Source organism: Vibrio splendidus (genome assembly GCF_001557875.1).
In the GTDB taxonomy this organism is placed as follows: domain Bacteria; phylum Pseudomonadota; class Gammaproteobacteria; order Enterobacterales; family Vibrionaceae; genus Vibrio; species Vibrio splendidus_F.
Genome location: NZ_LNRF01000013.1, coordinates 36,780 through 50,978, shown reverse-complemented (window position 1 = coordinate 50,978; position 14,199 = coordinate 36,780). Strand labels below are relative to the sequence as shown.

At 43.2% G+C, this 14,199-nt stretch carries 14 protein-coding genes; 13 read left to right on the top strand and 1 reads right to left on the bottom strand.

Annotation, left to right across the window (positions count from 1 at the left end; genetic code table 11):
• Positions 1-11: 11 nt before the first annotated feature.
• A complete protein-coding gene (locus tag ATB74_RS21225) occupies positions 12-899 on the bottom strand; it encodes a sugar kinase (protein ID WP_061019655.1) in 888 nt (295 codons plus the stop codon).
• Positions 900-1,106: 207 nt separating this feature from the next.
• Here ATB74_RS21225 and yihU point away from each other — a divergent pair, with 207 nt between their 5' ends.
• The 13 genes from yihU (at position 1,107) to dgcN (ending at position 14,147) form a co-directional block, all read left to right on the top strand.
• Complete coding sequence (gene yihU / locus ATB74_RS21220) at positions 1,107-2,000, top strand: sulfolactaldehyde 3-reductase (RefSeq protein ID WP_061019654.1); 894 nt, start codon at positions 1,107-1,109, stop codon at positions 1,998-2,000.
• 22 nt (positions 2,001-2,022) lie between these two features.
• Positions 2,023-3,081, top strand: a complete 1,059-nt coding sequence (locus ATB74_RS21215) for an aldose epimerase family protein (RefSeq protein WP_061019653.1) — start codon at positions 2,023-2,025, stop codon at positions 3,079-3,081.
• A 57-nt stretch (positions 3,082-3,138) separates the two neighbouring features.
• The gene (locus ATB74_RS21210; protein ID WP_061019652.1) at positions 3,139-3,879 is read left to right on the top strand and encodes a sulfite exporter TauE/SafE family protein; all 741 of its coding nucleotides are present in this window, start codon (positions 3,139-3,141) and stop codon (positions 3,877-3,879) included.
• A 94-nt stretch (positions 3,880-3,973) separates the two neighbouring features.
• Positions 3,974-5,224 (top strand): AGE family epimerase/isomerase, encoded by a 1,251-nt coding sequence (locus ATB74_RS21205; RefSeq protein WP_061019651.1) that lies wholly within the window; start codon positions 3,974-3,976, stop codon positions 5,222-5,224.
• Between the two features lie 255 nt (positions 5,225-5,479).
• Positions 5,480-6,340, top strand: coding sequence for a class II fructose-bisphosphate aldolase (locus ATB74_RS21200; protein WP_061019650.1), 861 nt, complete (start codon positions 5,480-5,482; stop codon positions 6,338-6,340).
• Between the two features lie 158 nt (positions 6,341-6,498).
• Complete coding sequence (locus ATB74_RS21195) at positions 6,499-7,110, top strand: TRAP transporter small permease (protein WP_061019649.1); 612 nt, start codon at positions 6,499-6,501, stop codon at positions 7,108-7,110.
• Between the two features lie 10 nt (positions 7,111-7,120).
• Entirely contained in the window at positions 7,121-8,410 is a 1,290-nt protein-coding gene (locus ATB74_RS21190; RefSeq protein ID WP_060981080.1) for a TRAP transporter large permease, read from the top strand.
• Between the two features lie 103 nt (positions 8,411-8,513).
• A complete protein-coding gene (dctP, locus tag ATB74_RS21185) occupies positions 8,514-9,563 on the top strand; it encodes a TRAP transporter substrate-binding protein DctP (protein WP_060981081.1) in 1,050 nt (349 codons plus the stop codon).
• Positions 9,564-9,658: 95 nt separating this feature from the next.
• A complete protein-coding gene (locus tag ATB74_RS21180; RefSeq protein ID WP_060981082.1) occupies positions 9,659-9,925 on the top strand; it encodes a PTS transporter subunit EIIB in 267 nt (88 codons plus the stop codon).
• A gap of 130 nt (positions 9,926-10,055) precedes the next feature.
• Positions 10,056-11,018: an aldo/keto reductase gene (locus tag ATB74_RS21175; protein WP_061019648.1), complete on the top strand. Its 963-nt coding sequence runs from the start codon at positions 10,056-10,058 to the stop codon at positions 11,016-11,018.
• Positions 11,019-11,028: 10 nt separating this feature from the next.
• A complete protein-coding gene (locus ATB74_RS21170) occupies positions 11,029-12,003 on the top strand; it encodes a TauD/TfdA family dioxygenase (RefSeq protein ID WP_061019647.1) in 975 nt (324 codons plus the stop codon).
• A 154-nt stretch (positions 12,004-12,157) separates the two neighbouring features.
• The gene (locus ATB74_RS21165) at positions 12,158-13,048 is read left to right on the top strand and encodes a LysR family transcriptional regulator (protein ID WP_061019646.1); all 891 of its coding nucleotides are present in this window, start codon (positions 12,158-12,160) and stop codon (positions 13,046-13,048) included.
• A gap of 91 nt (positions 13,049-13,139) precedes the next feature.
• Positions 13,140-14,147 (top strand): N-acetyltransferase DgcN, encoded by a 1,008-nt coding sequence (dgcN, locus tag ATB74_RS21160; protein WP_061019645.1) that lies wholly within the window; start codon positions 13,140-13,142, stop codon positions 14,145-14,147.
• Positions 14,148-14,199 lie beyond the last annotated feature (52 nt).

Here is a 14,199-nt window from a genome sequence, read left to right as displayed (position 1 = left end):
AAACCTTCTTATTATTCATTTATGTGTTTATTCACTGCTGAGCGAGTTGGTATTCCTTCTCGACCACCCAATTTAGTACATTTGATTGCAGCGACAATATTTGAGAATTTGACCGCAGCACGAGTATCCATCTCTTCAGCGACAGCCACTACCAAAGCTCCGTGGAAAGTGTCACCCGCTCCCGTTGTGTCTACAGCATCAATCACTGGGGCTGCTTCATGCTGAAGCTCGTTGTTTTCTAACCAATAACAGCCGTGTTTTCCTACAGTGACGTATACTTTGCCAGAAGTTTCTTGTTTTGCTAAGCGTAATCCTGCTTCAACCTCTGAATTTTTTACAAAAGTAGACAGCCCTTCCTCTGAAAATGCGACATGATCGGCTAATTTGACCAATTCATCGATTGGATCTGGTGATAAATCAGCGTCTAGAACCGACGGTATCCCATGCTCTTTTGCCTTTTCTAATAGGTACTTAGCTCCTTCTGGCCAACGTACGTCACACAGTACTGCATCAAATTGACTAAAATCAACATCCTGCAACACACTAATATCACGGCTTAGCATTGGGTCTTGGTGATTGATGATCATACGTTCACCTTCATCATCAACAAGAACACTAGAGAAAGATGAAGATGCATTGTTTATATGAACAATATGATTTGTTTTAACGCCGTAACTGCTGAGTTCTTCGATCATTGTATTGGCTACACTATCACTCCCAACACGACCTATAAACTCTACTTCATGCCCTAACTTAGAAACGGCGACAGCCGCTGTTGCTGCTGGGCCTCCACCAATTTCAAAGTAGTCCTTTGATACATACTTTCCCCCTGCTGTTGGCAGTTTTTTTATAAGTTGAACACGATCAAGAACAGTAATACCTAGGCAAGCAATTTTCATCTTTCTTCCTTTTAGCCAATACAGCTATCTAAATATAAGTACAGAGTAAATTATATTTCTTGTGCCACCTAATACTTCGATAACGCTCACAAACTTACAATAAACAACAAAAATAGACAAAGTGTGACATGGTCAACAGTTCAAATTGGTCATTTGTTTATAGTTAACCCACTCAAAGTGTGTTGGTATTTATATAAGGAAAGAGTTATGAGTCGTGTTGGTTTTATTGGTCTTGGTCAAATGGGAAGCCCAATGGCTTCAAACATTTTAAAAGGTGACCATGAGGTGAAGGTTTTTGACTTGAATGCAGATGCAGTAAAAGGGCTGGTTGAGTTGGGAGCAACAGCTGCGGAATCAGCACTAGACGCTGCAAAAGATGTCGATTTTATTATCACGATGCTACCGAATGGCGACTTAGTTCGTAATGTACTTTTTGGCGAGCAGGGTATTGCACAAGTAATGACGCCTGAAACTTTGTTGATTGATATGTCTACTATTCATCCATTCCAAACGGACCAACTGGTTTCTGACATGGACCAACGAGGTCTGCAGATGATGGAAGCACCTGTAGGCCGCACTTCAGATCATGCGGTTAAAGGGGAGCTATTGATACTTGCTGGCGGTAGTAAAGCACAAATAGAGAGCGCACAGCCTTTGTTTGATTGCATGGGCTCTGAAACCGTGGATTGCGGCGGTGCGGGTAAAGGTATTCGTGTAAAAATCATTAATAACTACATGAGTATTGCACTTAATGCGTTGTCGGCAGAAGCCGCCACTTTGTCTGAAGCGATTGGCCTTGAATTCGAAACTGCATTGCAAGTGATGAGTGGTACGCCAGCGGGCAAAGGGCACTTTACGACAACTTGGCCAGGAAAAGTACTTGCCGGTGATTTGTCTCCGGCATTCATGGTGGATTTAGCGCATAAAGATCTGGGTATCGCTTTGGACTTAGCCAACCAGGTGAATGTGCCAATGCCTTGTGGTGCTGCATCTCGTGAGCTTTACAGCATTACTCGAGCTGCTGGGCGTGGTCGTCAAGACTGGACATCAGTCTTTGAACAACTTCGTGTCACGTCAGGCTTAGAACCAAAAGTAAAATAATAATTAGAATAGAGACAATAACGTGAAACTAGATGTCGAAAACTGGGGGCAAGTAAATGGTCAAGCGATGCCCGTTAAGCTATTCACCCTGGAAAATAGTCAAGGTATGAAAATACAGCTGACCAATTTTGGCTGCATTGTTACTTCGATAGAAACACCGGATCGAGGAGGCAATAATGCTGACGTGGTATTGGGTTATGAGACCTTAGATAAATACCTTGCTGGTCATCCTTTCTTTGGTGCGGTAGCAGGACGTTTTGCCAATCGCATTAAAGGTGGGCGTTATGATCTTGATGGTGAAGTCTTCCAACTTGATACCAATGAGCAGTCGCTTACACACCTGCATGGTGGCATCCGAGGGTTTGACAAATATGTATGGAACTATGCGATCGAGCAGAAACCCGAGGCGGTTTATATCCATCTAAGCCGAACCTCACCTGATGGTGAAGCTGGTTATGGTGGCACGATGGATGTCACGCATACCATTGGTTTAGATGAATTGAATCAGATTCACTATAACTTCAAAGCAACCACTGACAAGCCTACGGTGGTTAACCTAGTTAATCATGGTTACTACAATCTTGGTGGTCACGATTCGGGCTCAGTCGATAACCATTGTCTCACGTTATTCTCTCAATTTTATACACCGGTGACTGAAGATATGATCCCGACAGGGGAAGTGTTGAGTGTCAAAGGTACGGGTTTAGATTTTACGTCTTCGACGGTCATCGGTGACAACAAAAAGAAAGTGCTCGATGGAGCTTATGACCATAACTTTATTCTCGACCAGTCTAATAATGAAGGTGAGTACCATTATGCTGCGGAGCTTTACGACCCAAAAAGCGGCCGAGTAATGACAGTGTTAACTACGCAACCTGCAGTTCAGTTCTACAACGCTTCGAAGTTATCTAACAATACTTGGTTAGGTCGAAATGGTCATCAATATCAATCATTTGAAGGAGTGTGCTTAGAAACGCAACACTTTCCAGACAGCCCAAATCAGCCACACTTTCCAAGTGTGCGACTAGACCCTGGTGATGTGTTTGAAGAGAAAACACTCCATCGCTTCTCTGTGAATTAAGACCTTCTTTCAATAACCATGTTAGGGCGAACTCTCGCTCTTCATTAGGACACTATTATGGATATGACTGTCATATTGGTTTCCCTGATCATTGCATTAGGGGCCTTTACACAAGGCTTGACCGGATTTGGCCTAGCTCTTGTTTCTGTTCCATTACTCTCGCTTGTTGTCGATGCAAAGATGGCGGTGCCGATTGCGGGGATTTTTGGTTGGTTAGTGACGTTCCCAATTGTGTGGAAAATGCGTCACTCGATTCAGTATAAAGCAGGGCTGATTCTTGTAGCTGGTTCGTTACCTGCATCATTTGTGGGTGCTAAGTTATTGGCTAGCCTGCCATCTCAATATATTTTGATAACCATGGGTATCGTGCTGATTTTATCGAGCGTTCACTCGATGCGTAGCACTAAACCTGCGTTCTCCAAAACTTCAGTGCCTGTCACTATGGGAACTGGCTTTGCTTCTGGGGTACTTGGAGCAAGTGTTGGTGAAGCGGGTCCCCCGGTTATCGCTTATACATCGATGCAGCCTTGGACGGCAGATCAGGCCAAATCGACATTGGTGTTCTTTTTTATGCTGCAGATGATCGGTGCGATAGCCAGTTTTTGGACTGAGGGGCTTATTACATCAGAGGTTGGTAGCTTAGTGGGATCGGCAATGCCTGCATTTTTAGCCGGAATGACTAGCGGAATGGTCGGTTACCATTTTCTACAGAAGTACAAGATCAACTACCACCATATCGTGCATGGCTTATTACTAGTCATTGGCTGTGTATTGGTGATTAAAAATGTCCACTTTTGATTGATAGTGTAACAAGTGGACTTAGCAAGCAGAATTCAAATCCGCTGACTGATAATTTCGGCAGCAATAAAAAATAATAATGAGGAAAATTCATATGAAATGGATCAATACTAAATCCCATAACTCTTGGTTGGAAACTGAAACCGATCGTATTTTTGAATTTGGAAGAAAATCTGTCGTACCTAACGGGTTTGGTTGGGTAGGCAATAACGGTAACATCCGCGATGAAATGGGAACCCGTCTTTGGATTACCGCGCGCATGCTGCACTGTTATTCGCTAGCTGCTTTAATGGGCAAGCCAGGAGCCTATGACCTTGTTGAGCATGGTATTTCTGCCTTAGAAGGTCCACTCAAAGACAATAAACACGGTGGTTGGTACGCGACTATAGATAATGAAGGTGAAGGTATAGTTGATGCGTCTAAGCAAGGGTATCAACACGCATTCGTACTGTTAGCTGCTGCGAGTGCAGCGACAACGGGCCACCCTCGTGCTCAAGCACTATTAGATGAAGCGATAAACGTGTATGAAAATCATTTCTGGTGTGAAGAAAAGCAGATGTGTTTTGAGTCATGGGACGAAACATTCTCTGAGACTGAAGACTACCGTGGTGGCAATGCAGCAATGCACTCGGTTGAAGCATTTCTGATTGTTTACGATGTAACGAAAGATAAAAAGTGGTTAGAACGCGCGCTTAATATTACTGAATTTATGATCAATAAGACGGCAAAAGGCCTTCACTACCGCGTAAACGAACACTTTGATTCGGAGTGGAACCCGCTGCCAGATTATAACAAAGAAACCCCTGCGAGCCATTTCCGAGCTTACGGTGGTACGCCGGGTCACTGGATCGAGTGGGGGCGTTTAATCTGCCACCTTCGTGCTACTTTATTAGAGATTGGTGCGAACACCCCGGACTGGCTGCTTGAGGATGCGATAGGCTTATTCGATGCAACTGTACGTGATGCATGGTCTGTCGATGGTGCACCAGGTTTTGTTTATTCCGTTGATTGGGACGGAAAGCCAGTGGTTCGTGAGCGTATTCGATGGGCACCAGTAGAAGCAATCGGTACAGCTTATGCGCTGTATACAGTGACGGGTGACAAAAAATACGAAGAGTTTTACCAAACTTGGTGGGATTACTGCCGTACATACCTGATTGATTACGAGGGATGCTCATGGTGGCAAGAACTGGACACAAACAATCAAGCTGGGACCAGCAAGGTGTGGGATGGTAAGCAAGATATTTATCATTTAATGCACTGCTTAGTGATCCCTAGGCTTCCATTAACACCTGGCTTAGCACCGGCTCTCGCTGCTGGCTTACTTGACCATGGTGTCAACTAGAGAGAGGTCTAGCGTTTAGGCTTACTAGAGAACTTTTAGAAGGTGATGGCTTTTGGCTGTCACCTTTTTTTTGCTCAAAGACTTTTCACTCATTTTCATTTTACTTGATCATTTAATATGTGGCTTAGGACTCATTTTGTTTATTTTTGTCCGTTTGTGTTGAAAAGTGATACATAACTAACAGAAATGAAAGCTGGTGGCTGATAATTTAACTACAACAACGAACAAACAAATGAATAAAAAAGGAACAACCTAATGCCTTACGTGTCTGGAAAAACAATGATCAAAGAAGCGTGGAACAATGGCTACGCTATCGGTGCATTTACAGCTCATAACTTAGAAACGATTAAAGCGGTATTGCTGGCAGCTCAAGAAGAGCAGTCACCAATCATGGTTCAGATTGGTCAAAAAGCAATTAACGAAATGGGCATGAAACCATTACGTGATGCAGTAGATTCTCTGATCCAACACCATCAAATTTCTGTTCCAATCTGTATTCACTTAGACCACAGCCGCAAATTCGACCAGTGTATGGAAGCGGCGACACGTGACTTCCAATCGTTAATGTTTGACGGTTCAGCGCTTCCATTCGAAGAAAATATCCGTATCACTAAAGCGGTTGTTGATGTTGCTAATGCGTTGGGCCTTGGGGCTGAAGGCGAGATCGGTAAGATTGGTGGAACAGAAGATGACATCACAGTTGACGAAAAAGATGCGATGATCACTACGGTCGAAGAAGCATTAGATTTCTCTGAGCGTACAGGTGTTGATTACTTAGCTGTCTCTATTGGTACTGCTCACGGTGTATATAAAACAACACCAGAGCTTAAGTTTGATCGTTTGTCAGAAATTAAAGAAGCCGTGAAAAAACCAATCGTATTACACGGTGGTTCAGGAGTACCTGATGACCAAGTAATGGAAGCGGTTAAGCGTGGTGTAGCAAAAATAAATGTCGATACTGAATTACGCCAAGGCTTTATCCACGGTGTTCAAGCACATTGGAAAGACAATGAAAAAGACTACATTCTTGCTGACGTTATGAACACTGGTATCTCTTCAATGAAAGAAGTTGTACAACACAAAATTCGTCTGTTTGGTTCAAACGGCAAGGCATAGATTGTCACTTATGTGACATAAACCCTACAAAAACGACACATTATTTATCTGTGTGAAAAATATCACGGTTCTAAATAATTAACTGAGTTATCAATACACACTCAATAAACCGTGTGTCGTTTTATAACTAGACCAATAATAATTATTATGGTGATTCTATGTTAAGAGCCATTGAAAAAGCATTGAATACGATAACAACTCCTCTAGCTAAGTTGCTCCGTCATACGGCCGGTATCTTATTGCTTTTGATGACTGTGATTGTAGTAGCGCAAGTGCTGTTCCGTTATGTATTCAATGTTCCATTAAGTTGGACGGATGAATCTTCTCGATTCCTGATGATCTATATGACTTATCTGTGCCTGCCATTCGTGTACCTAACCGATAAAAATATTGCGATGACTTTTGTGACTGAAATTGTCGAGAAGAAGTCCCCTCGTTTCTTCGCTCTGTTGTCTCTTTTAGGGCATATCGCAGCGATTCTTGTGTTCTCCGTTTGGATTAAATTCGGTTGGACGTTTTTCAACACAGGTTCGGTAATGGCAGACAGTTTGCCTATCCAAATGTACTTCGTGTATATCGCACCGCCGGTCATGATGGTTGTGACTATGTTGTACGCGCTACAAAAAAGTGTTGCTTGCGTGCGCGCCATTCTGGGTGACTTTGAAGATGTATCTCAGACAAGTAAAACCGCAGAGATGCTGGAATCTTGTCGAACTGAAGATGATTCAGCTGATCAAGAAGAACAGTTTGAATTGAAATCTGCGTCATAAGGAGTAGGACATGGTTTCCCCAATTTTCTTAGTATATTTTCTCGCGTTATTGATTGTAGGTGTCCCTGTTCTGTTCACTCTAGGACTGTCACCAATCATCACACTGTTTCAAAATGATCAAATGCTGTTTGCTAACATGCTCTATCAGCGTTTGTATTCGGGGCTAGACAGCTTTTTACTTTTAGCACTACCATTTTTTATGTTAGCTGGCGAATGCATGACGGCCGGTGGCATAACACCACGTATCATTGCTTTCGCTCAAACCATGGTCCAGCACCTTCGTGGTGGCTTAGGGCATGTGGTGATCCTTGCTGCAACTATTTTCGGTGCGCTAACTGGTTCTGCGGTAGCGGCAACGTCTGCGATTGGCGGAATGCTAATTCCAGAAATGAAAAAATATAACTACGACACCGGCTATTCAGCAGCACTGACTGCGGCAGCAACTGTATTAGGCAATATCATCCCGCCTTCTGGCATTATGCTTATCTACGCGTTTGTGATGAACACATCGGTTGCTGCGATGTTCCTAGCGGGTGTGACTCCAGGCATCATTTTCTGTATTGGTTTGATGCTGATGAATCGCTACCAGATTCGGAAGTACCCGGCGGTACAGCCAATGGAGCGTGCACCGGCAATGGAGCGTCATCAAGCGTTCAAACTCGCGATTCTTCCATTGATGACACCGGTTATTATTTTAGGCGGTATTTATGGAGGCATATTCACTCCAACAGAAGCGGCAGCAGTTGCAGTGGCTTATGCTATCTGCGTGTCTCTGTTTATCATTCGAGTAACCAATGTAAAAGCAACATACGCACTGTTTGCTAAAGTCGCGGTAAACGCAGCGTCTATCTTAATTATTGTTGCGGCCGCGAGTGGCTTTGCTTCACTCATCAGCTTGTCTGGTGTATCGAACATGGTTGCAGATTTTATGAACGGTATTACGGACAATCCGTACTTACTCTTCGCAATTATTAACGTTCTATTGTTCGCTATCGGTATGTTCTTAGATGCGGGCCCTGCAATTCTAATTTTCGCTCCGATATTTGCGCCAATTATGATCAGCGCGGGTATCGACCCAGTTCACTTTGGCGTTGTGATGTGTGCAAACCTGTCAATCGGTTTAGCGACACCACCAATGGGCTTGGTTTTGTTTGTCGCATCTGGCGTTTCAAAAGTTTCAGTTTCTGAAATTTCTAAGAAGATAATTCCATTCCTAGTTGTAGAGATGGCTCTTATTTTTGTTATCTCATGCTTCCCTCAATTAGTAATAGGTCTCCCTCAATTATTTGGGATTATGTGATATCCAAGAATAGAACAAACATTTTTAATAAAACTACTAACCAATAACAATATAAATGCAGCGCTTACTGATGCTGTAAATAAACCCTACACTGGTACATATTATGAAGAAAACAATAATCAACTTAGCAACTGCCGCTGCATTATTAACATCAGGTGCAGCATATTCAGCAACTGAATTTAATGTGGTTCACCTTACTTCTCCTGAAAGCTATAACCACCAATCATTATTGGTACTTAAAAATCACCTAGAGACACGTTCAAATGGTGAAATTAAAGTAAAAATTTATGGGTCAGGTCAATTATGTGGTTCAGGTAAAGAGTGTATCGCGGGCGTACAAGCTGGCATGTTTGACTACTTCCCGACGACAGTTTCTGAGATTGCTTATTACTGGAAACCGGCTGAGTCATTTGACCTTCCATACCTACTACCGAATGACCGCGTGGCTGAGTGTGTTTACGGTAATGATAAGTTCATCTCAGACGTTCGCGGTAACGTTCTTAAAAAGGCTCCAAACGTACGCCTGATGATGGTTGCGAACTCTGGTGGCTGGCGTAACTTTGCGACAACGAAGAAGCCAATCAAAACCCCTGAAGATGTAAAAGGCATGAAGATTCGTACGGTTCCTGCAAAAGTACAGCAAGATTTGGTTAAGCAGCTTGACGGCTCACCAACACCAATCGCATGGCCAGAAGTATACACAGCACTATCAACGGGTGTTGTAGAAGGTACTAAGAACGGTATTGTTGATATTATTCAAAGTCGATTCCATGAAAGCCTAGATTACCTAACATTGGACGGTCACGCCTACATGGGCGGTGCATGGCTAATGTCAGATATGAAGTTTAAATCACTTTCTCCTGAATTAAAGAAAGTTGTACTTGATGGTATTCAAGCACAGCAGCAATATCTGATGTCTTACCCTAAACATAATGAATACACGTCTTACGAAGAGTTCAAGAAAGCGGATGGCGAGATCTATAACCCAACCGCTGCGGAAAAACAGGCGTTCAAAGATGCGACTCAACCGGTTGTTGATAACTGGGCAAACAATGCAGATGCTGAAGGCAAACAGTGGCTAGAACGTTTCCAATCTGAAATCCAGACTTGTGAAGCTCAGATCAATGCTTCTTATGAAGTTTCGATGAAGTAACCCCAGTTTAATTTAATAAATATCTTATAGAGCGATACTTGGCTTCTATGTGAAGTATTGCTCTTAAATCATGTCGTTTTAACTGTGAGATTAATATGATCAGAGATAAAGGTAACCTGACAGCCAAAGCAAATAAGATAATTTCAGGTCTTGGTGGTGTCGATAATATCGTCGAAGGGCATATTGATAATTGTGCTACTCGATTACGTATACAAGTGAAAGATATTGAAACAGTTAATGAAAGCTTATTGCGACGACAAGGTGCTCTCGGTTTTATCCGACTACCAGATAATCATATCCAAGTTGTATTTTTGAATGTTCATGTTATTGCCGATGAAATAAGAAAAATATCAGGGCAGTAATACATTAACTAGTTATTAAAAACTAAATAAATAGACAGGCGGTAGTTTAATGCTTATGCCTGGCAGTAAAGTCATACCTAAAATAAGCTCAAAAATAAAAATAGAGCGCCATAAGTAAAAAGGAAGAACAATGAGCGACAACTACGGAATCCCTAAAGTAGGTTTAGGGTTGTGGAAGATTGAAAAAGATCAATGTGCCGAAACGGTTTATAACGCGATTAAAATTGGTTATCGATTACTTGATAGCGCATGTGACTATGGTAACGAGAAAGAAGTGGGCCAGGGTATTAAGCGCGCGATTGAAGATGGCATAGTGAAGCGTGAGGATCTTTGGATAACGTCAAAGCTTTGGAATACCTACCATAAGAAAGAACACGTGCGTCCAGCTTTAGAGCGCACACTTCAAGATCTTGGAGTGGATTACTTAGATTCTTATCTTGTGCATTTTCCAATCGCACAGCCCTATGTTCCATTTGAAACTCGTTACCCGCCAGAGTGGATCTTTGATCCTCAAGCGGATGAGCCGAAGATGATGATTGAGCCAGTGCCTTTGTTCGAAACTTGGCAAGCAATGGAAGAACTGGCTGAAGCCGGGCTAGTAAAGAATATTGGCGTATGTAACTACAATTCAGGTTTGCTTAATGACTTAATGGCTTACGCAAAGATTAAGCCTAGTGAATTACAAATTGAGTCTCACCCATACTTAACGCAAGAGCGTTTGATCAAGCTTGCGAAAGGCTATGGTATCTCGGTAACAACCTTCTCTCCACTTGGCGCTTTATCCTACTTAGAGCTCAATATGGCAGACAAACTGGAATCTGTTTTAGAGCAAGAAGTTGTAGTCAATGCGGCAAAAGAGCATGGAAAAACACCCGCTCAGGTTGCGTTACGTTGGGGAGTGCAGCGTGGTTGCACCATCATACCTAAAAGCTCAAAAGTGGAGCGCTTGAAAGAGAATATTTCTATTTTTGATTTCGAGCTAACTGAGCGCGAAATGGAGTCAATTTCAGCGTTGAACATTAACCGCCGATTCAATGATCCTGGCGATTTCTGCGAAGCTGCGTTTAACCACTTTTCACCAATTTACGATTAAGGGACTAATCATGGGCGTACTAAATAAAATCACAGAAACACTAGAGTTTGAAGTAAGCAATTTTCCAACGATCATTGAAAATGATGGCTCAGTGACAACACTGGCAGAAGCGAAAGCATGGATTGAAGAGCACCGTGAGCACTTGGAAGCGGAGCTGCTTTGCACTGGGGCTATTCTATTTCGTGGTTTCCCTGTTGTGGATGCTGAAAGCTATGATGCATTTTTTGCCTCGTTCGGTTACGAGAATTTTACCTATAAAGAGTCATTGTCGAACGCAGTGCGTATCAACTTTACAGATCTTGTCTTCACAGCTAATGAAGGACCTAAAGAAGTTGCGATTAACTTGCACAACGAAATGGCACAAACACCTATTTATCCAAACCGTATTTCACTATTTTGTGAGAGCCCAGCAGAGCAGGGTGGGGCAACTGTATTATGTCGTTCAGATATGATCTATAACGAGCTAATCAAAGCTGAGCCTGAACTAACAAATAAGCTAGAAGAAGTTGGAATTAAGTACACGACGACTATGCCGGGGGGTGATAGTGCAGAGTCAGCACAAGGTCGTAGTTGGCTAAGTACCCTAAGCGTGGAAAACGAGCAACAAGCTGAAGAGAAATTGAAAGAGCTAGGTTACACGTGGACGTGGCAAGATAATGGTGATTTGCTGGCTCAAACGGGGGCTTTAGCGGGGATCAAAACTGTCGCTGATGGTCGCAAGGTGTTCTTCAATCAAATTATTGCTGCATTCGAGGGTTGGGAAGGCGTTAAAGAGAACCCTGTAAAGGCTTTGTGCTTTGGAGATGATTCTGAAATGCCTAAGTCATTTTTAGAGACGATTTCTAAGATCTCCGAAGAGTTGTCATTTGATCTTAACTGGCAGGCTGGTGATGTAGCGCTAGTTGATAATAACCTTGCTATGCATGGTCGTCGTCCTTTCTCTGGAGATAAAAAACGTAAAGTGATGGTTGTTTTGGGGAAATAACCCTTACTTTACTGAGAGGATTTTAAATAAAAATCGCATGGGTGGGGGCCTATGCGATTTTTTGTATTTGGTGTCATTCTATCTGGATGCATACTTGCTATATGCTAGTATCTCTAGCTGCTTAATCTAGCTTGTGAATCCAAAGGATACTGATTTGAACCTAAGACAGTTGGAAGTCTTTTACGCCATTATGCAGACCGGAACCGTATCTGGAGCCGCGCGCAGTTTGCATGTATCGCAACCTAACGTGACCCGTATTTTGGCGCACACTGAGCAACAACTCGGGTTTGGTTTATTCGAACGAGTTAAAGGGCGCTTAGTACCAACGGTTGAAGCGAAAACCTTGCTGCCGGAAGCGGAAAAGGTCTATCAGCAACTGGGTCAATTTCGTTCTTTGACCAACAAAGTCAAGCAAGGACATCAGCATTTACGCATTGGTGCGCCACCGATTCTGGCGACTAAATTGCTGACTCCGGTGATCGCCCAAATGTCTCGCGAGCAAGAACTCTCTTTTGAACTACTGACAGCCAACCGTGACGAACTATGTGCTGGGCTATTAAAGCATGAGCTTGATATTGCTATAGCGTTTGGCGATGAAACGCCGCCCGCGATATTAAGTGAAGTGTTGTTGGTTCAATCTCTTAAGGTGCTAGCTCCTGCAGGTATGGTTGAATCGTTATCTGAAGCGCCGACCCTCGAAGAACTTATCGAACACCCTTTGCCTATCATTGGGCTTGATAGCAGGGACCCTATTGGTTTGCTTCTCCATCAGAATCTTTCTGCTCGTGATAGCCGATATCATCACCCTATTTCAGTTCGTAGCTACAGCGCAGCGGCAGAGCTCGTCAAGCATCAAGCGGGGTTTGCGATTGTCGACCCTTGGACTGCGGAGCACTATCAAAACGATGAGTCGATTTGTGTGTTGCCATTACAACCGGATATTCAATTTTCGGTTTCGATGCTTTGCGCAGAGCACACCCCTCAGTCGATTTCCTTTAAACAATTTATTGCTTCATTAAAGAGCCATGCTCAACCTATAACCTAAGGTTATAGGGTGTCGATAAATAGGTATTCGGCAGCCTTTAACTTCTTAATTAAAGTAATTCCATATAAGGACTTATTAATTAGGAATGCTCATGTCTATCGCTCAACCTTACCTTCTTTTTCTTGGGGATGTTACTGACCCATTGGCCGCAAAAACAGCCCGTGGTATTCACCAATGGCGACCAGAAATCTGTCTAGGCCAACTGCGTTTAACAGACGAAACTGTTTCTCTTGGCTTAACCGATATGACTTTGCAAGAGGCACAAACGCAGGGTGCTAAAACTCTAGTGATTGGTACTGCGAACCCTGGCGGTGTTATTCCTGATTCATGGCAGCCAACCATATTGGCAGCAGCAGAAATGGGTTTTGAGATTGCATCTGGAATGCACCAACGACTGAGTGAATTTTCACCGCTTGCTGACATGCAACAGCGAGGATTGACTAAGCTTCATGATGTACGCCATTTTGATGGTGACCTGAACGTGGGTAATGGTAAACCTCGTCAAGGTAAGCGTCTTCTAACGGTAGGAACGGATTGCTCAGTAGGGAAAATGTTTTCGGCGTTGGCCATTGAAAAGTCGCTTAAAGAAGCGGGCACATCAGCTCAGTTTAAAGCGACAGGCCAGACGGGTATCTTGATTGAAGGCAGTGGTATTTCGATTGATGCAGTCGTTGCCGATTTTATTTCCGGCGCGGTTGAAGCGATAAGCCCTGAATTTACCGATCACGAGTGGGACATCATTGAAGGCCAAGGTTCGTTGTTCAATCCATCTTTTGCGGGCGTGAGTTTAGGTTTATTACATGGCGCACAAGCTGATGCTTTGGTTTTGTGTCATGAAGTCGGGCGACCACATATTCGCAACCTTCCTCATGCTCAATTGCCAAGCATAGAGCAGACCATTGAAGCGAACTTACAAGCGGCGCGACTGACAAATCCAGATGTGAAGCTGGTGGGTATCTGCCTGAACACATCGGCGATTAGCATTGAAGATGCTGAGATATTGTGCCAAGAATGGACCACACTTTATCAAGTACCAGTGACGGATCCAGTTCGTTTTGGTGTACAACATATTACTGATCATTTGCGACATTCACTTTAACGGTTTCATCATTTCTACGTTTCCATTTGTTAAAGCGAACATCAACCGAGTG